The 23,750-nt window shown below is 67.1% G+C and carries 20 protein-coding genes; 3 read left to right on the top strand and 17 right to left on the bottom strand.

Annotation, left to right across the window (positions count from 1 at the left end; translation table 11 throughout):
• Window positions 1-32: 32 nt before the first annotated feature.
• Window positions 33-1,382, top strand: a complete 1,350-nt coding sequence (gene gdhA, locus IT41_RS05115) for an NADP-specific glutamate dehydrogenase (RefSeq protein WP_036739198.1) — start codon at window positions 33-35, stop codon at window positions 1,380-1,382.
• A gap of 104 nt (window positions 1,383-1,486) precedes the next feature.
• On the opposite strand, the gene IT41_RS05110 is transcribed toward gdhA, so the two are convergent.
• Window positions 1,487-3,100: an OpgD/OpgG family glucan biosynthesis protein gene (locus tag IT41_RS05110; protein ID WP_036739345.1), complete on the bottom strand. Its 1,614-nt coding sequence runs from the start codon at window positions 3,098-3,100 to the stop codon at window positions 1,487-1,489.
• Window positions 3,101-3,464: 364 nt separating this feature from the next.
• Here IT41_RS05110 and IT41_RS05105 point away from each other — a divergent pair, with 364 nt between their 5' ends.
• Window positions 3,465-4,853, top strand: a complete 1,389-nt coding sequence (locus tag IT41_RS05105; protein ID WP_036739196.1) for an L-cystine transporter — start codon at window positions 3,465-3,467, stop codon at window positions 4,851-4,853.
• A 93-nt stretch (window positions 4,854-4,946) separates the two neighbouring features.
• Here IT41_RS05105 and IT41_RS05100 read toward each other — a convergent pair whose 3' ends face one another.
• From IT41_RS05100 to IT41_RS05050, 11 genes are all read right to left on the bottom strand, one after another.
• A complete protein-coding gene (locus tag IT41_RS05100; RefSeq protein WP_036739194.1) occupies window positions 4,947-5,735 on the bottom strand; it encodes a heme ABC transporter ATP-binding protein in 789 nt (262 codons plus the stop codon).
• Window positions 5,732-6,802, bottom strand: a complete 1,071-nt coding sequence (locus IT41_RS05095) for a FecCD family ABC transporter permease (protein WP_036739192.1) — start codon at window positions 6,800-6,802, stop codon at window positions 5,732-5,734. The genes IT41_RS05100 and IT41_RS05095 overlap by 4 nt, the downstream gene beginning before the upstream one ends.
• Entirely contained in the window at window positions 6,802-7,707 is a 906-nt protein-coding gene (locus IT41_RS05090) for a heme/hemin ABC transporter substrate-binding protein (RefSeq protein WP_231564691.1), read from the bottom strand. The genes IT41_RS05095 and IT41_RS05090 overlap by 1 nt, the downstream gene beginning before the upstream one ends.
• On the bottom strand, window positions 7,704-8,738 hold the full coding sequence (locus IT41_RS05085; protein WP_036739190.1) for a hemin-degrading factor: 1,035 nt from the start codon (window positions 8,736-8,738) through the stop codon (window positions 7,704-7,706). The genes IT41_RS05090 and IT41_RS05085 overlap by 4 nt, the downstream gene beginning before the upstream one ends.
• A 162-nt stretch (window positions 8,739-8,900) precedes the next feature.
• Entirely contained in the window at window positions 8,901-9,848 is a 948-nt protein-coding gene (locus tag IT41_RS05080; protein WP_036739188.1) for an ABC transporter substrate-binding protein, read from the bottom strand.
• A gap of 25 nt (window positions 9,849-9,873) precedes the next feature.
• Window positions 9,874-10,860 (bottom strand): ABC transporter permease, encoded by a 987-nt coding sequence (locus tag IT41_RS05075; RefSeq protein WP_036739186.1) that lies wholly within the window; start codon window positions 10,858-10,860, stop codon window positions 9,874-9,876.
• Window positions 10,857-12,374, bottom strand: a complete 1,518-nt coding sequence (locus IT41_RS05070) for a sugar ABC transporter ATP-binding protein (RefSeq protein WP_036739185.1) — start codon at window positions 12,372-12,374, stop codon at window positions 10,857-10,859. The genes IT41_RS05075 and IT41_RS05070 overlap by 4 nt, the downstream gene beginning before the upstream one ends.
• On the bottom strand, window positions 12,359-13,501 hold the full coding sequence (locus tag IT41_RS05065) for a Gfo/Idh/MocA family protein (protein WP_197055978.1): 1,143 nt from the start codon (window positions 13,499-13,501) through the stop codon (window positions 12,359-12,361). The genes IT41_RS05070 and IT41_RS05065 overlap by 16 nt, the downstream gene beginning before the upstream one ends.
• Window positions 13,501-14,556, bottom strand: coding sequence for a sugar phosphate isomerase/epimerase family protein (locus IT41_RS05060; protein WP_036739183.1), 1,056 nt, complete (start codon window positions 14,554-14,556; stop codon window positions 13,501-13,503). Before IT41_RS05060 ends, IT41_RS05065 begins: the two co-directional genes overlap by 1 nt.
• Window positions 14,557-14,568: 12 nt before the next feature.
• The gene (xylA, locus tag IT41_RS05055; protein ID WP_036739182.1) at window positions 14,569-15,873 is read right to left on the bottom strand and encodes a xylose isomerase; all 1,305 of its coding nucleotides are present in this window, start codon (window positions 15,871-15,873) and stop codon (window positions 14,569-14,571) included.
• Window positions 15,870-16,913, bottom strand: a complete 1,044-nt coding sequence (locus tag IT41_RS05050) for a LacI family DNA-binding transcriptional regulator (RefSeq protein ID WP_036739181.1) — start codon at window positions 16,911-16,913, stop codon at window positions 15,870-15,872. The genes xylA and IT41_RS05050 overlap by 4 nt, the downstream gene beginning before the upstream one ends.
• Window positions 16,914-17,126: 213 nt before the next feature.
• On the opposite strand from IT41_RS05050, the gene IT41_RS05045 reads away from it, so the two are divergent.
• A complete protein-coding gene (locus IT41_RS05045; RefSeq protein WP_036739180.1) occupies window positions 17,127-18,140 on the top strand; it encodes a zinc-dependent alcohol dehydrogenase family protein in 1,014 nt (337 codons plus the stop codon).
• Between the two features lie 762 nt (window positions 18,141-18,902).
• Here IT41_RS05045 and IT41_RS05040 read toward each other — a convergent pair.
• The 5 genes from IT41_RS05040 to IT41_RS05020 all read right to left on the bottom strand — a co-directional run bounded on the left by IT41_RS05040 (window position 18,903) and on the right by IT41_RS05020 (window position 23,734).
• Window positions 18,903-19,529: an ABC-type transport auxiliary lipoprotein family protein gene (locus tag IT41_RS05040; RefSeq protein ID WP_036739179.1), complete on the bottom strand. Its 627-nt coding sequence runs from the start codon at window positions 19,527-19,529 to the stop codon at window positions 18,903-18,905.
• Window positions 19,530-19,539: 10 nt separating this feature from the next.
• Window positions 19,540-20,841, bottom strand: coding sequence for an MlaD family protein (locus IT41_RS05035; protein ID WP_036739177.1), 1,302 nt, complete (start codon window positions 20,839-20,841; stop codon window positions 19,540-19,542).
• 3 nt (window positions 20,842-20,844) lie between these two features.
• Complete coding sequence (locus IT41_RS05030) at window positions 20,845-21,621, bottom strand: ABC transporter ATP-binding protein (protein ID WP_036739175.1); 777 nt, start codon at window positions 21,619-21,621, stop codon at window positions 20,845-20,847.
• Window positions 21,618-22,712 (bottom strand): MlaE family ABC transporter permease, encoded by a 1,095-nt coding sequence (locus IT41_RS05025; protein WP_036739174.1) that lies wholly within the window; start codon window positions 22,710-22,712, stop codon window positions 21,618-21,620. Before IT41_RS05025 ends, IT41_RS05030 begins: the two co-directional genes overlap by 4 nt.
• Before the next feature lie 104 nt (window positions 22,713-22,816).
• Complete coding sequence (locus IT41_RS05020) at window positions 22,817-23,734, bottom strand: LysR family transcriptional regulator (RefSeq protein WP_036739173.1); 918 nt, start codon at window positions 23,732-23,734, stop codon at window positions 22,817-22,819.
• Between the last annotated feature and the right edge of the window lie 16 nt (window positions 23,735-23,750).

Here is a 23,750-nt window from a genome sequence, read left to right as displayed (position 1 = left end):
TGCATTAACCCGAGAGCGAAGTGAGTAACAAATTGGCAAGCATCGACGAAAAACTGGAGCCCATTCTCGCAGAGGTCCTGCGTCGGAATGCGGGCGAACCGGAATTCCACCAGGCCGTGCGCGAGGTTCTTGAAAGCCTTGGCCGGGTTATCGCGAAACGTCCCGAATATGCCGACGACGCCCTGATCGAGCGCATCTGCGAGCCCGAGCGCCAGATCATCTTCCGCATTCCCTGGCTGGACGATGACGGGCAGGTGCAGGTCAATCGCGGCTTTCGCGTCCAGTTCAATTCCGCGCTTGGCCCCTATAAGGGCGGCATCCGCTTTCACCCTTCGGTCAATCTGAGCATCATCAAGTTCCTGGGCTTCGAGCAGACCTTCAAGAACGCGCTGACCGGCCTGCCGATCGGCGGCGGCAAGGGCGGCGCCGATTTCGACCCGCGCGGCCGTTCCGATGCCGAGGTCATGCGCTTCTGCCAGTCCTTCATGACCGAGCTTTACCGCCATATCGGTGACAAGACCGACGTGCCCGCCGGCGATATCGGCGTCGGCGGCCGCGAGATCGGCTATATGTTCGGCCAGTACAAGCGCCTGACCAACTGCTTTGCCGCCGGGGTCCTGACCGGCAAGGGCATGCTCTATGGCGGCTCGCGCGCCCGGACCGAGGCCACCGGCTATGGCAGCACCTATTTCGTGCAAAGCATGCTGGGCACCAAGGGCGACAGTTTCGACGGCAAGAAGGCCGTGGTCTCGGGCTCGGGCAATGTCGCGATCTACACGATGGAAAAGATCCAGTCCTTTGGCGGCACGATCATCGCCTGCTCGGATTCCGCCGGCTATGTCGTGGACGAGAACGGGATCGACCTGAATCTGGTCAAGGAAATCAAGCTGGCCCGCCGTGGCCGGATCAGCGAATACGCGCGGCTCAGGGGCACCGGCTCGCATTATGTCGAGGGCGGCCGGATCTGGGATGTGGCCTGCGATGTGGCGATGCCCTCGGCGACGCAGAACGAACTGACCGGGCGCGACGCCAGGACGCTGATCAAGAACGGCGTGATCGCCGTGGGCGAGGGGGCCAACATGCCCTCGACCCCCGAGGCGGTGCGCGCCTTCCAGGAGGCCGGCGTGCTGTTCGGCCCGGGCAAGGCCACCAATGCCGGCGGCGTCGCGACCTCGGCGCTGGAGATGCAGCAGAACGCCTCGCGCGACAGCTGGAGCTTCAAGCGCACCGAAGAGCGTCTGGCCGATATCATGCACAGTATCCACGATACCTGCGCCGCGACGGCCGATGAATACGGCACGCCGGGCGATTATGTGCTGGGCGCGAATATCGCGGGTTTCGTGCGCGTGGCCGAAGCCATGCGCGCGCAGGGCGTGATCTGACGGGCCGGCGCCGGTCCCGCGCAAGGGAACGGCGGCAGAAAGGCGGCGGGGCAGGCGGTGGCCGGCTCCGCCGCCTGGCTTTTGCGTGCCGCCCGGCTGCCGGGTCAGTTGCTGGCGGCGAGCAGGTCGCGCAGCTGGCTGGGAAAGAACTGCAGGATCAGCGTTTCCGTCATCGCCCGCCCGTCATGTTCGACAAAGACGCGCAGGTCGATCGGCTCGTCGTCCTCGGGCGCGAGCGAGGAAAAATCGATGTCGAACAGCGCCCGCCAGCCCTCGTCATCGACGATGGGATAGGCGGCCGCGCCGCCGATCATCCCGCGCGAGGCGCTGACGATCGGCCGGGTCAGCGGCCCGCGCTCCAGCCCCTCGAAGCCGCGCGCCTCGAAATCGCAGACCACCTTGACGGTATCGGCCGGCCGGGGCTGTCCGGGGATGCCGCCCTTGCCCAGCCGCACCGCCCGGAAGCGGGCGTTGACCGGCGGCACGGGGCTGTCCTCGAGCCAGCTCAGCCGATAGTTCAGCCGGTATTCGCGGCCCGCGGCGGCGGGCTCGGCAGGGGTCCAGAAGGCGACGATATTGTCGAATGTCTCGTCATCGGTGGGCAGTTCGATCAGCGTGACGGCGCCCTCGCCCCAATCCTCCAGCGGCTCGACCCAGGCCGAGGCGCGGCGGTCGTAGAACACCCCGTCATCCTCGTAGCGGTCGAAATCGCGTTCGCGCTGCATCAGGCCAAAGCCCTTGGGGCCCGAGGTGGCAAAGCTGTTCGCCATGATGCGCGGCGGGTTGTTCAGCGGCCGCCAGATGCGCTCGCCGCTGCCGGTCAGCATTTCCAGACCGTCGCTGTCATGCACCTCGGGGCGCCAGTCGGCGGCGACATGGCGGTCGTGCTTGCCGAACCAGTACATCGAGGTCAGCGGCGCCAGCCCCAGCCGCGCGACCCCCCGGCGCAGGAAGATATCGGCCGAGATCTCTTGCACCACGCCCTGATCCCGGCGCGAGACGATGCGATAGGCGCCGGTCGCGCGCGGGCTTTCCAGCAGCGCATAGGTGGTGATCGCGCCGTCGCCCCCCTGTTCCAGCCAGAACCGGGTGAAGCGCGGGAACTCCTCGGGGCCGTCCGGGATCGCCGTATCCAGCGCAAGGCCGCGCGCCGACAGGCCGAACTGTCCCGAATAGCCCGATGTGCGCCAGTACGAGGCGCCCAGGAAGGCCATCCAGTCGATGCGCGTGTCCTGATCCTGCACCGAAAACCCGGCAAAGCCGTCGGTCTTGGTCAGCTGCTGCGCCGGGCTGTCCGCGGGGATGGTGAACAGGTCGCGCGAAAACGGCACCTCGCGCGCCGTGCCGTCCTGAACCACATAGATATGCACGGGCTCCTGGAAATACCGGCCGGGAAAGAAGAACTGCACCGCGTTGTCCCCGGCCGAGCCGCCCCATAGCGCGCGATCCTTGCGAAAGCGGATCTTGCCATGCGCGTCATAGTCGATCTGTTCAAGGATCGCGGCATCGGGCTTGGCCATCGGGGTAAAGCTTTCGGCGGCAAGGCTGCGGGCCATGTCGCGCAGCGTCTCAAGCGAGAACGGCTGTGCCGGGCCAAGCTCGATCCCGGCGGCGATGGCGCTGTCCTGCGCGCGCGCCATTTCGGGCAGCAGATACAGGGCCCCCGCACCAAGGGCTGCGGCCAGAACGGCGCGGCGATCGGGGTTTTGGACTGACATGGTGCGCTCCGCAAGGATCAAGACTGGTGTTCGATTTTCCAGTCAGATGCGGCAAGCTGCAATTCCAAATCGACATGCGGGCAGCGCTTTGCTCATGCCGATGGCTTTTTCCGCGCCCGATCGCCCCGGCCGAGCGTGTCCGTGCGGGGCGTGGCGCCGGCAAAACCGCCTGGTCGCGGGCCTTGGCCGTTCCGGCAGCGATGCGGTTTTGCAAAACGGCAATTCCGACCCTGCGCGGGAATCGCGAAAACCCGTCCGCGAAACGCGGCGATTCCCGGGCGCATGTCCTTATTCGCAAGGAAGTGCTTAAATCCGCCGCCGGAAGTCATTAATAATCAATCAGATTATTCGCCGGAGAATTACCATGACGGCTGTCGCCTTCAACCTGATCCTGTTTGCTGCCCTGCTTTACGGATTGTTCCGCCTGCAGGCCAGCAAGTCTTCTCTATCCACGCGTGTGCTGATCGCGCTGCTTCTGGGCACGCTCTTGGGCATCGCTCTGCAACTGGTCTATGGCCATGATTCCCAGATCGTGCAGACCACGATCAACTGGACCAATATCATCGGCAACGGTTATGTCCGGCTGTTGCAGATGATCGTCATGCCGCTGGTCTTCGTGGCGATCCTGAGCGCGGTGGCCAAGCTGCACGACGCCTCGGCGCTGGGCAAGATCTCGGTGCTGACGCTGGGCACGCTGCTGCTGACCACCGCCATCGCGGCGCTGGTGGGCGTGGTCATGTCGCTGGCCTTCGGCCTGACCGCCGAGGGGCTGGTGCAGGGCGCCGCCGAAACCGCAAGGCTCAGCGCGCTGGAAAGCAACTATGCGCCGCAGGTCGCCGAACTGACCGTGCCGCAGCTGATCCTGTCCTTTATCCCCAGGAATCCCTTTGCCGAGCTGACCGGCGCCAATCCGACCTCGATCATCGCGGTGGTGGTGTTCGCCGCGCTTCTGGGTGTGGCGGCGATCCGGCTGGTGCGGCGCGACGGGCAGAAGGGCGAGCAGCTGCTGTCGCTGATCGACCTGATGCAGGCCTGGATCACGCAGCTGGTGCGGCTGGTCATGGCGCTGACGCCCTATGGCGTGCTGGCGCTGATGGCCAAGGTTTCGGCCACTTCGAACGCGGCCGATATCCTCAATCTCGGCAAGTTCGTGCTGGCCTCCTATATCGGGCTGGGCATCATGCTGGTGGTGCATGCGGTGCTGCTGGGAACGGCCGGCGTGAACCCGCTGACCTTCTTCCGCAAGGCGGCCCCGGCGCTCAGCTTTGCCTTTTCCAGCCGCTCCAGCGCCGCGACAATCCCGCTGAACATCGAGGTCCAGACCCGCCGCCTGGGTGTGCCCGCGACCATCGCCTCGTTCTCGGCCTCGTTCGGGGCGACGATCGGGCAGAACGGCTGCGCGGGGCTGTATCCGGCGATGCTGGCGGTCATGGTCGCGCCGACCATGGGCATCAACCCGCTGGATCCGACCTGGATCGCGACGCTGATCGCCATTGTCACCCTGTCCTCGGCCGGGGTCGCCGGTGTCGGCGGCGGCGCCACCATGGCGGCGCTGATCGTGCTGCCCGCCATGGGCCTGCCGGTGACGCTGGTCGCGCTGCTCATTTCGGTCGAGCCGCTGATCGACATGGCGCGGACGGCGGTCAACGTCTCGGGCGCGATGACGGCGGGCACGGTGACCTCGCAGGTGCTGGGCCAGACCGATCGCGACAGCCTGAACCGTCAGGACGACGGCGATCTGCAAAGCGCCTGAGCGCCGCAGGAGAGGCGGTGTTTCGACCCCCGGCCCATTGCGGGCCGGGGGTTTCGTCTTTTGCGCTGGCCGCGTCTGTGGCCGAGGCGCCCCTCAGACCGAGGCAAGCTGCGGCAGCAGCCAGATCCCCTGTACCGGCGCGCGGTTCACGCAAAGCCGGCAGCCATAGGCCCGCGACAGCAGGTCGTCGGTCAGCACCTCGGCCGGGGTGCCTTCGCCCATCGCGCGGCCCTCATGCATCAGCAGCAGATGATCGGCGAACATCGCGGTCAGGTTCAGGTCATGCATCACCGCGATCACGCCGCCGCCGCGCCGCGCGTAATCGGCGGCCAGCCGCATCACCGTCAGCTGATGCGCGATGTCCAGGCTGCTGACCGGCTCGTCCAGCAGCAGCCAGCGCGGGCCGTCATCGCCGAGCGGCTGCCAGACCTGCGCCAGCGCGCGCGCCAGCTGTACCCGCTGCTGTTCGCCGCCCGAAAGCTGCTGATAAAGCCGCCCGGCATGGCCGGGCAGGCCGACTGCCGCCAGCGCCGCGCGGATCAGGTCGTCGCGATCCGTTTCGCGGCCGGGGTGCGAGGTCAGGCCGATGCGCACGATCTCGGTCGCGGTAAAGGGGAAACTCAGCGCCGTCTGCTGCGGCAGCACGGCGCGCAGCGCGGCCAGCTCATGCGGGCGAAAGCCGGCGATGTCGCGGCCGTTCAGCACCACCTGGCCCGATGTCGCGGCCAGCTCGCCCGTCAGGGCGCGCAGCAGCGTGGTCTTGCCCGAGCCATTGGGGCCGATGATCGCGGTCAGGCAACCGGCGCGGGCGGTCAGATCGACGCCCTTCAGGATCAGGGCGCGGCCCAGGCGGATCGCCAGGTTGCGCGCGGCAAGGCTCATCCGTCCAGCGCCCTGCGGTTCGACAGCAGCACCCACAGAAAGAACGGCCCGCCGATCATCGCGGTGACGATGCCGATGGGCAGTTCGGCCGGGGCGACGATGCTGCGGCTGATCATATCGGCGACGATCAGGACCGAGGAGCCCAGCAGCGCGGAATTCACGAGCAGCCAGCGGTGATCCGGCCCGGCGATCAGCCGCAGCAGATGCGGCACGACGATGCCGACGAAACCGATGCCGCCCGAAATCGCGACCGCGGCGCCGGTCGCCGCTGCCGTGATCAGGACCGCGCCGGTCTTGATCCGCTGGACGCGGATGCCGACATGGGCGGCCGCCGCCTCGCCCAGGGCCAGCCCGTTCAGCCCGCGCGCCAGCGCCGGTGCCGCCATGAGCGCCAGCAGGATGACCGGCCCGGCGGCCTGCAGCTTGCTCCAGCTCGATCCGGCCAGCGAGCCCATGCCCCAGAAGGTCAGATCGCGCAGCTGCTCGTCATCGGCGCGATAGATGATCAGCCCCGACAGGGCGGCGATCATCGCGGCCAGCGCGATCCCCGCCAGCAGCATCGTCGCGACCGAGGTGCGGCCCTGTCGCGTAGCGATGCCGTAAAGCGTCAGCATGGCCAGCCAGCTGCCGGCAAAGGCCGCCAGCGGCACCAGATGCCAGCCGATCGCGGCCGAGATCGCCGCCGGCAGCGCGCCGCCCATGACGATGGCCGAGATCGCCCCCAGCGAGGCCCCGGCGCTGACGCCCAGAAGGCCCGGATCGGCCAGCGGGTTGCGAAACAGCCCCTGCATGATCGCGCCCGAGACCGCCAGACCGGCGCCCACGAGAATGCCGGTCAGCAGCCGTGGCAGCCGGATATCGAACAGCACCACCGCGTCGGTCGGCGCGATCGCGCGCCCCGCCAGCCGGTCGAGCAGCACCGCAGGGGCGGACACGCCCGAGGCGCCATGCCCCAGCGAGAACACGGCCAGCACCAGCAGCAACGCCAGCAGCCACAGCGACAGCGCACGGCCCAGATGGCGGCGGTCGCCCTCGATCCGGTGATTGCGGGCGTCCAGCGCCACCATCAGGATGTCCCGTAGATCGCGTCATGCAGGTCCAGCGCCGCCTTGCCGGTGCGCGGGCCAAAGCCCAGCAGATAGAGGCCGTCCATGCTGATCACCGCGCCGTTGCGGGCGGCGGGCGTGGTCGAGATGGCGGGCAGGGCCAGCAGGTCCTCGGCCTTCGCGTCGATCTCGGCGCCCGCGCCGCCCCGGCGCATGGTCAGGATGATGTCGGGCGCGGCGCTGGTGATCGCCTCGTCGGTCAGCGGCTTGTAGCCCTCGAAGCCCTGCACCGCGTTTTCCGCCCCCGCCATGCGGATGATCGCATCCGCCTCGGTCCCGGTGCCCGAGGCGGTGATCCGCCCGCCGGTGGCGAACAGCACGAAGAGCACGCGTTTCTTCTGCGCCGGATCGGCCGAAATATCCGCCAGCCGGTCCAGATCGGCCTGCAGCGCCGCGACCGGGGCGGTGGCGGTGTCGGGCACGCCAAGCGCCTCGGCCACGGCCGTGATCTTGTCGGCCAGCCCGCCGGGGCCAGTGCCGGGGGGAATCGTCTCGAACGGGATGCCCGCCTGTTTCAGCAGCGCGATGGTTTCCGGCGGCCCGGCGCCGTCCTCGGCCAGGATCAGGTCGGGCTTGACCGACAGCACGCCCTCGGCCGAAAGCTGGCGCATATAGCCGATATCGGGCAGCGCCTGCGCCTCGGCCGGGTAGTTCGAGGTGGTGTCGCGCGCCACCAGCCGGTCCTGCTGGCCAAGCGCATAGACGATTTCCGTGACCGATCCGCCGATCGACAGCACGCGGCTGGCATCGGGATGGGGGTCGGCGGCGGCAGGGCCGGAGAGCAGCGCCGCCGCCGTCGCGGCGATCAGCGCCATCAGCGCCGCGCGCGGCCCGCATCCCGCGCTGTGGCAGGCACGGGCCGTCATGCCGCACCCGTCCCGGGCAGGGTCGCGACCAGACCCGCCCATGCGGCGGGATCGCCGCCCTTGTCCTCGCGCATGCCGAAGCACTGGAAGATCAGGCTGCCTTCCGCGTCGAAAGCCTCGACCGAGATGGCGGGGCCGCGCTTGGTCGGCTTGTCCACCAGCCAGACCTCGGCGATGTGATCGGCGCGCAGATGCAGGTTGAAACGCTCGTCCAGCACGTTGAGCCAGGGGCCCACGGGTTTCAGGCTGCGGATCGGGCCGGAATGGATCTCGATACAGCCGGCATTGCCGACGAAAAGCATGATCTGCTGCGCTTCGGCCTGCACGCGCTCCAGCAGTTGCGGCACCGCCTCGACCGCCAGCTGGCGCACCATCGGCGCGCCGGCGACGCGATAGGCGCCCAGCCGGTTCATCTTGAGCCGCCGCACCAGCGTGTTGAACTGATGCGTGTCGGTCATCCTGACCCATTCCGCGCGCAGGGTATCGGCGCGGTCCGGGGCGGTCCTTGCACCCTCGGGCGCGGCGCGGGGGCCGAATTGCGACGGCGTTTCCTGATCCGGCAGGGCCAGATCGCGGCGCAGCGCGGCCCAGGCCGCCAGGTCCGAGCCGTCGCGCAGATGCACCTTGTGGATCGCGTCGCCCGCCGCGTCGAAGACCTGAACCGAACGGCGGATGCCGTCCTTGCCCTCGGTCTCGACGGCATAGGCATGGACCCAGTGGCGCGGGAACATGCGCATGTCGATTTCCGCGTCCAGCGTCATCGCGGCGTGCTCGCCATCGTGGAAATCATTGTAGGTGCCCAGCTTCTCGATCACGCAGGAGCGGTTCCGGGTCAGCGCCATCACCTCGCCAAGCGCGGCGACGGCGGGGATCAGCCGGCCAAGGGTCGCGTCGATCCTGACCGCGCCATGACCCAGATCGGCCTCGGCCAGCGCGGCCTCGGGCAGGCCCAGCTGCGTGGCCAGATCATAAGGGCGCAGGGTCGCGTCGCGCTTGAGTTCCCGTAATCTTGCAGGTGTCAGATCGTTCATGGCGTGCCTCCGCAGACAGGACCGGCAGGCATCGGGGATTGTCCCGCCGAATCTTGACTTTTTTAGTCGGAAGAACGGGGCCGCGCAAGGCGACCGTCGGGCAAGATGAGCGCACCGGCGCGGGGTCGCCCCGCGCCGGATTGTCGCAGATCCGCCGCGCGATCAGAACGGGCTGTCGGGATAATGGAAGTTTGCGGCGTTTTCCGGCGTGATCAGGACCGAGCCGATGATGAACTGCCCCGAGACCGGCGCGCCCGAGACCAGCCCGGCCGCCGTCACCTCGATGGCGGTGGCGATCATCGCCGGCGGGTAGGTCACATCGGCGGGGATCATCGCATCGCCGTCCATCACCCGCTTGACCATTTCCTTCATCCCGGCGCCGCCAAGCACGAATTTGACATCCTCGCGCCCGGCCGCCTCGATGGCGCCCAGAACGCCGACCGCCATATCGTCATCCGAGGCCCAGACCGCGTCGATCTGCGGATATTTCGACAGGAAATCCTGCATCACGGTAAAGCTGTCGTCGCGGTTCCAGTTGCCGTGCTCCATGCCGAGGATCTCGACATTCGTGCCTTCCAGAGCCTTCTGGAAGCCCTCGACGCGCTCGTTGTCGATGGTGGTGGGAATGCCGCGCAGCACGACGATCTTGCCGCCTTCGGGCAGGGCCTTGGCGAAATATTCGCCCGCCACGCGGCCAAAGCCGGGATTGTCGCCGGCGACGTAAAGATCCTCGATCCCCTCGACCGCCAGCCCGCGATCGACCACCGTGACCCAGGCGCCCGAGGCCTTGACGTTCTGCACCGGCCCGGTCAGCGGCTCGGATTCAAAGGGCAGCACGACCAGCGCGTCGATTTTCCGCGTGGCCACCATGTCCTCGATATCGTTGACCTGTTTTGCCGGGTCCGAGGCCGTCGCCAGCACGAAATCAAGCTGCGGATAGGTCGCCTCCAGCCGCTCGACGGCGGTCTGGGCGAAATAGTTCATGCCGCCCGCCCAGCCATGGGTGGCCGCCGGGATCGACACGCCGATCACCCTGGTCTCGGCCTCCTGGGCCAGGGCCGGGGTGCTCAGGGCGATGGCCAGCGCCAGCCCGGATGCGAGATGTTTCATTGCTTTCTCCCTTGATGTGGCCGGGTCATGTTCCGGCCTTGCTTTCGCGCTGCAACACGACAGCGAGAATGATGATCGCGCCCTGGATCGCGCCGTTCAGATAGGGCGAGACAAAGTCGGTCAGGTTCAGGATATTGCTGATCAGCGACAGGATGAGCACCCCGATCACCGTGCCCCAGACGCGGCCGAAGCCGCCCTTCAGCACGGTGCCGCCGATGATCACGGCGGCGATCGCCTCAAGCTCCCACAGGACGCCGGTGGCGGCCGAGGCCGAGCCGAGGCGCGGCACATACATGATCGTCGCGACCCCGACCAGGAGGCCCAGCCCGGCATAGGTCATCAGCCGCACCCGTGCCACGCGCACGCTGGAATATTTCGCCACCTGATCGTTCGAGCCGATGGCCGCGCAATGCCGCCCGAAGGCGGTCGCGCGCATCACGATCTCGCCCAGCACGACGACCAGCGCAAAGACCAGGATTGGCCAGCTGATGCCCAGGATGCCGCTGTAATAGACCGGCTGGTAAAAGCTGCGCAGGCTGAAATCCAGCGACAGCGTGCCGCCATCGGCCAGCCAGGTGACAAGGCTGCGATAGATGCCCATCGAGCCCAGCGTGACGATGAAGGCCTCGATCCCCAGCCGGGTGATGATCAGCCCGTTCAGCAGCCCGGCCAGCAAGCCGCCGGCCAGCGCCACCGCCATGCCCAGCAGCACCACCGGGATGCCGACGCCAAGCGCCGGCAGGGCCGAGTTCATCACCAGGATCATCAGCCCGGCGATGAAGGCGGCCATCGAGCCCACCGACAGGTCCAGCCCGCCGGCCGTGATCACGAAGGTCATGCCGACCGCGATGATGCCGATAAAGGCCGAGCGCGCCAGCACGTTGACGATATTGTCCCAGCCCAGGAAATTCGGGTTCAGCAAGGCCCCGGCGACGATCAGCGCCAGCAGGCCCAGAACCGGGCCGATCACCGACATGGACAGGCGGATGGGCGCTTTGGTCGTGTCGGTCATGTCGCACTCTCCTGTTGCGGGGCGGATACGGCCACGCCCATGGCCAGGCGGACGATGGCCTCTTCGGTGGCGTCGCTGCCGGCCAGCTCGCCGGTGATCCGGCCGTGGCGCATGACCAGCACGCGGTCGGCGAGGCCGATCACCTCCTGCATTTCGGACGAGATGACCACGATGGCGCGGCCCTGCGCGGCCAGCCGGCGGATAAAGCCGTACATCTGCTGCTTGGTGCCGATGTCGATGCCGCGCGTCGGCTCGTCGATGATGATGATTTCCGGATCCGCCAGCAGCGTCTTGGCGAACAGCAGCTTCTGCTGGTTGCCGCCCGACAGGTTGCCGACCAGCGCGCCGCGATGGCCGCGGATGTCGAAATCGGCGATGGCCTGATCCAGCGCGCGATCCTCGGCGCGGGTGTCGATCAGCCCGCGGTCGAATTTCGCCAGCGCCTGCAGGGTCAGGTTCTCGCGCATGCCCTTTTGCAGCAGCAGGCCGCGCGTCTTGCGGTCCTCGGTCAGGTAGCACATGCCAAGCGCCTGCGCCTGCCAGGGGTGATTGATGCGCACCTCGCGGCCGAACAGCCGCACCCGGCCGCTGCCCGGGCGCAGCCCGCACAGCGCCTCGAAGGTCTCGGTCCGGCCCGAGCCGATCAGCCCGGCGACGCCCAGCACCTCGCCCCGGCGCAGGGTCAGACCGATATCGCGGGCATGTCCCGGCACGTTCAGGCCGGTGACCTCCAGCGCGATTTCGCCCGGCGTGCTGTCCTTGGGCGGAAACAGGTCCGACATCTCGCGCCCGACCATGGCGGTGGCCATGCCATGTTCGTCCATCCCGGCGGCGAGTCCGGTCCAGACCACGGCGCCGTCGCGCATGATGGTCAGGTCGTCGGCGATCTCGGCCACCTCGTCGAGCTTGTGCGAGGTGAACAGCACCGCCGTTCCCGCCGCGCGCAGGGCGCGCACCTGCCGCAGCAGCACGGCGGTCTCGGCGCGGGTCAGGACGGCCGTCGGCTCGTCCATGATCAGCACGCGGGTGTCGCGCAACAGCGCCTTGGCGATCTCGACCATCTGCTTGTCGGAATTCGACAGTTGCGCGACCCTGCGCTCGGGCGGGACGCGGCAATCCAGCGCCGCCAGCAATTCCCGCACCCGCGCCCGCATCGCCGGCTTGTCCAGAAACGGGCCGCGATGCAGTTCGCGCCCGAGGAAGATGTTTTCCTCGACGGTCAGTTGCTCGGCCAGGTTGAATTCCTGATGGATCAGCGAAATGCCGCGCGCCTCGGCCTCGCCGATCGAGGCGAAGGCGATGGGCTTTCCGTCCAGCGCCACCTGCCCCGAAGAGGGCGGCTGATAGCCGGCCATGATCTTCATCATGGTCGATTTGCCGGCGCCGTTTTCGCCGATCAGGGCGTGGACGCGCCCCGGCTGCAGGGCGATATCGACGCCGTGCAGCACCTCGATCGGGCCGAAGCTGCGGCTGACCTGCCGCAGTTCCAGCACCGGGGCTAGATCGTGACCCATGCCGCATCCTTGTCCGAGGAACGCACGCAGGCCTCGATGAAGCGCATGCCCGCCAGCCCGGCCTCCAGCCCCGGCAGCAGGTCCAGAACCGGATCGCGCCGGCCCTGCCGCGCCGCGCGGATCGCCTGCGCGGCGCCGGCATAGATATTGGCGAAGCCTTCCAGATAGCCCTCGGGATGGCCGCCGGGGGTGCGGCTGACGGCACTGGCGGCAGCCGTCGCTCCGGCGCCGCCCCGCGTCAGCAGCCGCTTGGGCGCGCCGAAGGGGGTGAACCACAGGTAATTCGGGTCCTCCTGCGCCCATTCAAGCCCGCCCTTTTCGCCAAAGACGCGCAGGCGCAGCCCGTTTTCGCAGCCGGGCGCGACCTGGCTGCACCAGAGCATGCCGCGCGCGCCGCCCTGAAAGCGCAGCAGCACATGGGCATTGTCATCGACGCGGCGGCCGGGGACAAAGCTTTGCAGATCGGCCGACAGCTTTTCCACCTCCAGCCCGGTCACGAAACAGGCCAGGTTATGGGCATGGCTGCCGATATCCCCGACCGAGCCGCCCACGCCCGAGCGCGCCGGATCGGTGCGCCATTCCGCCTGCTTGTTCTGGCCGCCCTGTTCGGCCGCCTCGGTCAGCCAGTCCTGCGCATATTCGACCTGCACCACGCGGATGGCGCCCAGATCGCCCGCCGCGATCATGTCGCGGGCCTGACGGATCATCGGATAGCCGGTGTAATTATGCGTCAGGATGAACAGCGCATCCGCGGCCCTCACCGCCCTGGCCAGATCCTCGGCCTGGTCCATGGTCGCGGTCAGGGGCTTGTCGCAGATGACATGGATGCCGCGCGCCAGAAACGCCTTGGCCGCACCGGCATGGACGTGGTTCGGGGTGACGATCGCCACGGCCTCGATCCCGTCCTGGCGCGCGGCCTCGGCCTCGGCCATCTCGTCATAGCTGGCATAGCAGCGATCCGCCGCCAGCCCGAGCGCCGCGCCGCTGTCGCGCGACCTTTCCGGGGTCGAGGACAGCGCGCCCGCGACCAGATCGAATTCCCCGTCGATGCGGGCGGCGATGCGGTGCACCGCGCCGATAAAGGCGTCCTTGCCGCCGCCGACCATTCCCAGCCTGATCCGTGTCATTATCCTATCCCCAGCATGCGGCGGTTCGCGGCATCGTCGGTGCCGCCATCCGCGAAATCGTCAAAGGCCTTGTCGGTGACGCGGATGATGTGGCTGCGGACGAACTCCGCCCCCTCGCGCGCGCCGTCCTCGGGGTGCTTGAGACAGCATTCCCATTCGACCACCGCCCAGCCGTCGAAATCATTGGCCGCCATCTTCGAGAAGACCGCGCCGAAATCGACCTGGCCGTCGCCAAGGCTGCGGAACCGGCCGGCGCGGTTCACCCAGCCCTGAAAGCCGCCATAGACCCCCTTGCGGCCATTCGGATTGAACTCGGCATCCTTGACGTGGAACATCCGGATACGGTCCCGGTAGATGTCGATATTGTCCAGATAATCAAGGCATTGCAGAATGTAATGCGAGGGGTCGTAAAGCATGTTGGCGCGGGCGTGATTGCCGGTTCGGGCAAGGAACATCTCGAAGCTGTCGCCGTCATGCAGATCCTCGCCCGGGTGGATTTCATAGCAGATATCGACGCCGCAATCCTCGGCATGATCCAGAAGCGGCTGCCAGCGCCGGGCAAGCTCGTCAAAGGCCGCCTCGACCAGCCCGGCCGGCCGCTGCGGCCAGGGATAGACAAAGGGCCATGCCAGCGCGCCCGAAAACGTCGCATGCGCGCCGATGCCCATGTTGCGCGACGCGGTCAGCGCCTTGCGGACCTGATCGACCGCCCATTCCTGCCGCGCCTTGGGATTGCCGCGCACATGCGGGGCGGCAAAGCCGTCGAATGCCTCGTCATAGGCGGGATGAACGGCGACCAGCTGGCCTTGCAGATGGGTCGAAAGCTCGGTCACCTCGACGCCGTTCTCGGCCGCCTTGCCCTTGAATTCATCGCAATAGTCGCGGCTTTCGGCGGCGCGGTCCAGATCGATCAGCCGCGCGTCCCAGCTGGGCACCTGCACGCCGCTGTAGCCGCAATCGGCAGCCCAGCGGGTGATGTTATCCCATGAATCAAAGGGCGCCTGATCGCCCGCGAACTGCGCCAGAAACAGCGCCGGTCCCTTGATGGTCTGCATTTCGTCCCTCCTTCAGACGTAACGGTTGACCAGATTTTCCAGCCTTTCCTGCCGGCCCGAGACCGGCTGCGGATCAAGCCCCGACGCGGTCGCCGCATCGGCAATGCCGTCCAGCGTCGCGCCCTTGCCCAGCATTGCCTGCGCCGCCGGGCTTTGCCATCCGGCATAGCGGTCGCGCCGGGCGGATTCGAGCAGGTCGTCCTGCAGCATCCTTGCCGCCGCCTTCAGGCCGCGCGCGCAGACATCCATCGCGCCGGCATGGGCCATGACCAGATCCTCGGGGTCGAGCGACTGGCGGCGCAGCTTGGCGTCGAAATTCGTGCCGCCGGTGGTGAAGCCGCCGGCCCGGAGGATCTCGTAATAGGCCAGCGCGGTTTCGGGGACGCTGTTCGGGAACTGGTCGGTATCCCAGCCCGACTGGTAATCGTTGCGGTTCATGTCGATCGAACCCAGCACGCCAAGGGTCCGCGCCAGCGCCAGCTCGTGCTCGAAACTGTGCCCGGCCAGGATGGCATGGCCCTGTTCGATGTTCAGCTTGACCTCGTTTTCCAGCCCGTGGCGCTGCAGCAGCGCATAGACGGTGGCGACGTCGTAATCGTATTGGTGCTTGGTCGGCTCCTGCGGTTTGGGTTCCACGAGGATAGCACCCTTGAAGCCGATCTTGTGCTTGTAATCGACGACCAGCGACAGGAAGCGGCCCATATGGTCGAGCTCCTGTTCCAGATCGGTGTTCAGCAGCGTCTCATAGCCTTCGCGCCCGCCCCAGAGAACGTAATTCTGGCCCCCCAGCCGATGCGTCACATCCATGCAGTCGCGCACCGTGGCGGCGGCATAGGCAAAGACATCCGGGTCGGGATTGGTGGCCGCGCCGGCCATGTAGCGCCGGTTGCTGAACAGATTCGCGGTTCCCCAGAGCAGGCCGGGACCGCCCTCGGCCATCCTGGCCTCGAATATGTCGGCGATGCGGTTCAGCCGATCGCGGCTTTCCGAGAGGCTGGCGCCTTCGGGGCGCACGTCATGGTCGTGAAAGCAGAAGAAGGGCACGCCAAGGATGCGGAACAGGTCAAAGGCGGCCTCGGCGCGGGCCTCGGCCAGCTCCATCGTGTCGGCCGGGAACCAGGGCCGGTCGAAGGTGCGCCCGCCAAAGGGGTCGCCGCCCTCCCAGCCGAAGCTGTGCCAATAGGCGACGGCAAAGCGCAGGTGATCCTCCATCCGCTTGCCCAGCAGGATCTCGTCGGGATCGTAGTGCCGGAAGGCCGGGCCGTCGCTGTCGGGGTCAAAGCGCAGGGGCGCGATCGAACTGAAATATCCGCTCATGCGGGTCCTCCGTTGCCGGCAGGGCCGGGCAGGTTGTCCTTGAGATAGATGGTCGGGGTGATATCCGTCGCCGGCGGCGTCTGCCGGTCGGCGATGGCCTTCATCGCGTCGATGGCGCTGCGGATTTCCTCGGCCGGTTTCTGGTCGATGATCGCGTCGATCAGGCCTGATTCCAGCGCCGGGCGGGTCTGCGGCGTCAATTCGTGCAGGACGGCAAAAGGGCGCGGCGCGGCGAGCCTGCCCAGAATGTCGATCAGCGCGCGGTTGCCGGCGCCGATGGAATAGATGCCGGTGACGCCGGGATCGGCATGCAGCGCGGCGGTCAGGCTGTCGCGCATCCGCTCGGGCCGGTCGAGGATTTCCAGCGGCGCCAGAACCTGCAGGGCGGGCGTCTCGGCCAGCACCTCGCGCGCGCCGTCCAGCCGGTCGCGGTGATCGCGCACGCCCAGCTTGCCGAGGATCGGCAATATGCGCCCGGAGCGCCGGCTGTGGGCCAGCCGGATCAGCCGCCCGGCGGTGCGACCCGCGACCCGGTTGTCGATCCCGACATATTGCGCGCGCGCATCCCCCGCCGCGTCCGAAATCAGCGAGATCGCGGGAATCCCCATCCCGGCCAGCCGCGACACCGCCTGCGTCAGCCGCGCCGAATCGGCACCGACAAAGGCCACGCAATCGCAATCCTGCCGGCCGATCAGCAGCAACTGGTCGGCCAGTGCCTCGGCATCCAGCGCGGGCACCTCGTGGATCGCGATCGCGATCCGGTCGGCCAGCCTCTGCCGGGCCTGCTGTTCGACGGTCTGGCGCAGGATCGAGAAAAAGCTGTGATCGCCATGCGGCAGATAGAAGCGAAAGGCATAGCTGCGCCGGCGCGACAGGTTCGCCGCGTGGATGTCACGCCGATAGCCCAGCTTTTCGATGGCGTGGCGGACGCGCAGCACCGACTTTTCCGCCACCCCTCCGCGTTCGTTCAGCACGCGGTCGGCGGTGGAATAGCTGACGCCGGCGGCCCGGGCCACATCATGCAGCGTCGGATTTCGCATCGCGGATTCGTCCTCCCCCGGACAAGGTTCGGCCTAAAAAAGACAGACGTCAATCATTTTTGACATACGTCTGTCTTTTTGCCGGGGCGGGACCGGACGTCACGCGGCCCGCCCCTTGTCATCCGGCGGTGGGACGCTTTCATTGTATGGACCCTTGGCAGGACTGCGGCGAAGGCGACCGATCTCTTGAAACCCTGATCGAAGGATATCGCGATGAAACAGATTACCTTGCAGGCCCAGGGCGGCCTTGATGCGCTGAAATTCGAGGATGTGGCCGACGCCTCCGATCCCGGCCCGGGCGAGGTTCGCATCCGTCTTTATGCCAGTTCCCTGAACTTTCACGATTATCTGGTGGTCAGCACCCCCGGATTCGTGAAATCCCCGCGGATTCCGATGGCGGACGGTGCCGGCGTGATCGATGCCGTGGGCGAGGGGGTGACCGAATTCGCCCCGGGCGACAATGTCGTGTCGCATTTCTTTCCGGGCTGGATCGACGGGGCTGACGGGCCGAGCAGTTTCCAGACGACGCCGGGCGACGGAGTCGATGGCTATGCGCGCGAATATGTCACCGTGCCCGCCTATTGGGTGACGCGCGCGCCCAGGGGCTGGTCCCATGCCGAGGCCGCCACCATCACTACCGCCGGCGTGACCGCCTGGCGCGCGCTGGTGGTGAATGGCGGGCTGAAGGCGGGCGACTGGGTTGCCGTTCTGGGCACCGGCGGCGTCTCGATCTATGCGCTGCAACTGGCCAAGGCGATGGGCGCGCGGGTGGTGGCGACCTCGTCCTCGGACGAAAAGCTCGAGCGTGTGCGCGAGATGGGCGCCGATGCGGTGGTCAACTATCGCAAGATCCCCGAATGGGGCGCCGAGATCCGCCGCCTGACCGAGGGTCGTGGCGCCGATCACGTGATCGAGGTGGGCGGCGCGGCGACGCTGGCGCAATCCATCACCGCCGCGCGCGACAACGGCCATATCGCGCTGATCGGCGTGCTGACCGGCCTGGGCGGCGAGATCCCGACCGCGCAGCTGATGGCGCAGCAGCAGCGCCTGCAGGGGCTGATCGTCGGCAGCCGCCGCCACCAGCAGGATTTCGTCGCCGCGCTGGAGGCCACCCGCATCCGGCCGCTGATCGACCGCCAGTTCCCGTTGCAGGATATCCGCGCCGCCTTCGAGTTCCAGGCCTCGGGCGGGCATTTCGGCAAGATCGGCCTGTCGATCGGGTCCTGATCGGGCGGCCGCGACCCGCCGGGCGCAGCTTTGGTTTGGGGGGCATCCCGGATTGCCCCCCTTATTCCGGTCGCCGCCTTCGGACCGATCAGCCGGCTTTGCGGCCTTGTCGTCATGATCGCTCTGGCGCCGGTCACGCGCTTGGTCCGGGCTCGGGTTGCGGGGAGGACCAAGACTTGTCGCTGGTCCGGCCGGTGCCGGGCCATGGCGTTGCGCAGGGGTGACGCCTGTGCCCGTCAGGTTCCTGGCGCTGGACCTTCTGGACCTCGACCGCATCGGCGATATTCTGCGCCAATATATCCCAGCGACTGGATATGCCCTGGAATATCTCCCGTCCTACAGTCCCGATCGCAGCAGGATTGAACAGGTCTGGGCAAAAGCCATCAGGCAAGAACAGACATCACCGTTGACGATCTCTTCAAACGTGAAAGTTCCTAAACGGCGTCAGCCCTGGCGACCCGGTGTCCCGATAGCGGCGCATCAACCCGGCCACGAAGCTCGGTGAGACGCCGAATCCGGCCGCAGCAGCGCCGCGGAAATGTCCGGATGCGACACAGGCGACGATCCGACGCCGAAGGCCCAGAGATAGCGGTTTGCCCGTGATCCACCTCAAAATATGACGGATCACAAAGGTTACCTCGTGGGAACCCCCGACCCGGGTTTCCCGCGCGAAGCTTTGTATTCGCGAAGCGTGCTCCGCCGGGCGCCGGTCGGCATGCAAGGCCATGGCGCCCGGGAAACCCGCCGGGTGGTCGCGCCGGTCTAGCGGCAGCGCGTCGCAGTCACGCCCATCGCACCGAGACCCCAGCTGGTCATCTGCGTGACCAGATCCTGGCCGGCCGCGTCAAAGGCCGGAATCAGGTCCGCGGTCCGGGTCGAGGCGGCGCTGGCGGTGGCCTCGAAACGGCCGCGCGACACCACCGAGGCGTTCATTTCCCGCACCATCTGCGCATCGACCGACAGCTTGACGGTGGCGCCGCCATCCTCCGCGACCTCGGCGTTGAAATCGTTGACCTCGCTGATGATCGCATAGTCGCCCGCCGCCCCCAGCGGCGCGCGGCCGACATGGGTAAAGACGTCATAGACGCTGAAACTGCGCACCAGCAGCGTCTGCAAGGTGGTCGGCACGGTGTCGCCCCAACGCGCATCGGGCAGATACTGGGTCTGCAGATCGTTGGGACGGATCATGATCCGGTCGGTATCCAGCGTGCCGCGGGCCTTGGGCGGTTCGATCACCAGTTCGGCCAGCCGGCCGCGGCCGCATTTCAGCGGCTGGGTGATTGGCGGCCGCAACTCGAACACGTCGCGTTCGGGCTCGCCTTGCAGCGCGCTCAGGGCGGCGCAACCCGGCAGGGTCATGGTCAGGACGAAGGCTGCTATCAGGCGCATCTTGGTCTCCTTAGCGACGGAATTCGGGGGTCTTCTGCCCCGACAGGATTTGCGACGGGTTGCGCCGCAGCGCCGAGATCAGCTCGTTGACGTTTTGCGACACGTTCCTCAGATCGGCGGCAAGGCGGGTGAATTGCGGCAGTCCCTCGCGCGCGAAAGCCTGCACCGGACTGCGCGCGCTGTCCAGCATCACGCGCAGGCTGGTAAAGGCGCTGTCGGCGCTGTCGGCGGCATTGCGAAGCCGGTCGGTGATCTCGGGCAGGTCGCTGATCACGCGCTCGATGGCCTCGTTCGCCTTGCCCAGCGTCACCCGCAGATCGGCGACCACCGGCTCGATATTGCTGTTGATGACCTTGTCCGCACCCTCGAAGGTGCGCTCGGCGGCGGCCAGCGTGCGCTTGCCGATATCCAGCGTCTCGTCGAGGCCGGTCATCGTCGTGTCGGCGCGGGTGGTCAGGCGGTTCACATCGGCCCGCACGCTGTCAGAGGTCTCTTCCAGGCTTTGTGTCAGCGTCTTGAGATCGCCGGCAAAATAGCCGCGCGCCTCGTCCAGCGCCGCCGAGGCCGAGGCCAGGGTCGTGTCGGCATTGCCTGCGGTTTCGGTGAACTTGGCCAGCGCGACATCGGCATTGGACAGCGTGGTTTCCGCCGCCGCGCTCAGCCCGTCCAGCTTGGCGCCGAATGCCGCGATGCCTTCGGCGGCGACGCCGATGGCGTCGGTGGCCTTGCTGACATCGGCCAGCGCCTTGTCGATATTGCCGCTGGAACGCTCGACATTGTCCAGGATATTGCGCACCCGGGTCTGGTTTCCCTCGCCCAGCAATTCGTTCAGCTGGCCGGCAACGGTGTTCAGCCGCTCGATCATTTCGGGTCCCTGATCGCTGAGCGTCTGCAGCGCCGAGCGGCTGGCGGTGATTGCCGGGACCGGCTCCTCGCTTGCCACGCTGAGCAGCGGCGCCTCGGGGCTGCCCGAGGTGATCGCGACATTGGCGATCCCGGTCACCCCCTGCAGTTCCAGCGAGGCGCTGGAATCCGTACGCACCGGCGTGCCCTGCTCGACCTCGATGCGGACGCGGACGGCGGCGTTGGTGTCCTCGGACAGCTGCATGTCCACGACCTTGCCGACCGTCAGGCCGGCATAGCTGACATTCGACGACACGCCCAGGCCCGACACTTCGGGGAAATAGATGTCGTAATAGTCGAACTGCTGATCCACCTCGAGCTTGGCGAACCACATCAGGAACAAAAGCAGACCCAGAAAGCCGGCGATGGTAAAGGCCCCGATCAGGACATAATTGGCCTTGGTTTCCATGTGCTACTCCTTTCCGCGTTCCGTGGTCGTCGCGGCACGGGCGCGCGGCCCGTGGAAATATTCGTGGACCCAAGGGTGATCTACCTTGAGCATATCCGCCATGGTTCCGGTCGTCAGCACCCGCTTTTCGGCGAGCACGGCGATCCTGTCACAGCAGGCGTGAAGGGTGTCCAGATCATGGGTGACCATGAAAACGGACAGGTTCAGCGCGTCGCGCAACTCGACGATCAGATGGTCGAACGCATCCGCGCCGATCGGGTCGAGCCCGGCGGTCGGCTCGTCCAGAAAGACGATTTCCGGGTCCAGCGCCAATGCTCTGGCAAGCCCGGCCCGTTTCTTCATCCCGCCGGACAGGTCCGAGGGGTATTTCTCGTTCGCGAGCCAGGGCAGGCCCGCCATCGAGACCTTGAGCTCGGCCAGCGCCTTGCGCGATTCGGGCGACAGGCCGGGAATGGCCTGCAGCGGCACCTCGACATTCTCGCGCACGCTCAGCGACGAAAACAGCGCGCCGTTCTGGAACATGACGCCCCAGCGACGCTCGATCGCCTCGCGCGCAAAGCCCGAGAGCGTCTTCAGATCCTGGCCAAAGACGCGCACGGTGCCGGCGGCGGGCCGGTTCAGCCCGACGATGGTGCGCAGAAGCACCGATTTGCCGGTGCCAGAGCCGCCGACCACGCCCAGAATCTCGCCCCTGCGGATATCCAGATCCAGCTGGTCATGGACGACATGGCGGCCGAACTGATTGCGCAGCCCGCGCACTTCGATGACATTTTCCGTCATAGTCCGATCTCCGCGAAAAAGATCGAGAACAAGGCATCCGCGACGATCACCGCGAAGATCGCCGCGACCACGGCGGTCGAGGTCTGCGCGCCCAGCGATTCCGCGTCCTTGCCGACCTTCATTCCGGCATGGCAGCCGATCACGCCGATGATCATGGCGAAAACCGGCGCCTTGCTCAGCCCGACGATGACATGATCGACGCTGATATCGGCCAGCAGCCGGTATTTGAACATCGAGGGCGAGATGCCCAGCTCGATCCAGGACATCAGCGCGCCGCCGAACAGCCCGAACAGGTTCGAGATCAGCCCCAGGATCGGCAGCGTGATGATCAGCGCCAGAACGCGCGGCAGGATCAGCACCATGTCCGGGTCCAGGCCCAGGGTGCGCATGGCGTCCACCTCTTCGTTCATCTTCATCGAGCCGATCGAGGCGGTCAGCGCCGAGGCCGTGCGCCCGGCCACGATGATCGCGGTCAGCAGGATGCCCAGTTCGCGAAGGACGGACACGGCGATCAGGTCGATGACAAAGATCTCGGCGCCGAAGCGTTGCAACTGCATCGAGCCCTGAAACGCCAGCACGACGCCGATCAGAAACGACATCAGCGCCACGATCGGCACCGCGCGCATCCCGGTTTCCTGGCAATGATAGACCAGCGAGGTAAAGCGGAAATCGCGCGGGTGGCGGATCGCGCGGCCCACGGCGGCCAGGAACCGGCCCTGATACTCGGCCAGTTCCCGCGCATAGCCCAGTGCCTCGACGACGCGCCGCCCGGTGCGTTCCAGAAGCGCCCGCCAGCTTTTCAGGGCCGGCGCTTCCGGGTCGGGTTCGGGGCGCGCGTTGCGCACCATGTCGACGAAACCCGCCTGGCCGCCGCTCAGCCCCTCGATCCGGGCGCCGGCGCTTTCGCGACCCAGCAGATACCAGGCGCCGGCCGTGTCCAGATGGTAGACTTCCGAAAGGTCGATTCCAGATGTCTCATCCGCGCCGGCCGGCAGATCGTGCAGCGTCCAGACGGTGAAATCGCCCTTGAGACGAAGCACACCATCGGCGATCGAGGCAGTCAGCGCGTTCTTCTGGATCGGATCCGTCATTGGCTTTCCGTTTTATTCATGGCCCCTATTTCGGGCTTTAACTCTTGATGTCAACGGCCGCGCCCGGCCCCTGCGGCGCTTGTGACGTCGCGGAGCCACGCGATTCAGGCCGAATTTGCGCCGCGCATCATCCGCACCGGCTCGGTCCGCGCCAGACGCAGGACATGCGACATGAAGGGCTGTTGCAGATCCTCCGAGCGCAGCGCGGCGTAAAGGCGGCGCAGCATGCCCTTGCGGCCCAAGGGCAGCAGCGCCAGTTCCGGATTGCCGGCCTGCGGCCGCAGGACCCAGTCCGGCATCACCGCCACCCCCCGCCCCGAGGCGATCAGCATCAGCGCGATGGCGGTCTGCTCGACCTGCCGGACATGGGCGGGCTCGATCCCCGCCGGGTCCAGGAATTGCGAGAACACATCCAGCCGCGCGCGGTCCATGGGATAGGTGATCAGCGTCTCGGCCGCCAGATCGGCCGGCTCGGCATGGCCTTTGGCCGCCAGCGGATGGGTGGCGGCCACCACCAGCATCGGTGCGTAATCGAAGAGCGGCTGATAGGTGATCCCGTCCATCTGGTCCGGGTCCGAGGAGATCACCATATCCACCTGTCCCCGCTGCAGCGCCGGCAGCGCCTTCAGCGCCAGGCTCGAGCGGATGTCCAGATCGACCTCGGGCCAGGCGCGGCGGAACTGGTCCAGCACCGGCAGCAGCCAGTCGAAGCAGTGATGGCATTCCATCGCGACATGCAGCCGGCCGGCGCGGCCGATCTCGACGGCGCGGAACTCGGCCTCGGCGGCCTCGACCAGCGGCAGGATCTGCTGGGCGGTGCGCAGCAGGCGCATGCCGGCGGCCGACAGGCGCAGGGGCTTGGTCTTGCGCAGGAACAGCTCGACCCCGGCCTGTTCCTCCAGCGCCTTGATCTGATGCGACAGGGCCGATTGGGTCAGGTTCAGCACCTCGGCCGCGCGGGCCAGCCCGCCCTGGTCATGGATGGCGCGCAGGCTGCGCAAATGTCGGAGTTCGAGATGCATCTTGACTGAAACTCAT

It is taken from the genome of Paracoccus halophilus, from assembly GCF_000763905.1.
GTDB classification, from domain to species: domain Bacteria; phylum Pseudomonadota; class Alphaproteobacteria; order Rhodobacterales; family Rhodobacteraceae; genus Paracoccus; species Paracoccus halophilus.
The sequence above is the reverse complement of the archived record's forward strand: the minus strand, read 5'-3'. Positions and strand labels throughout refer to the sequence as shown.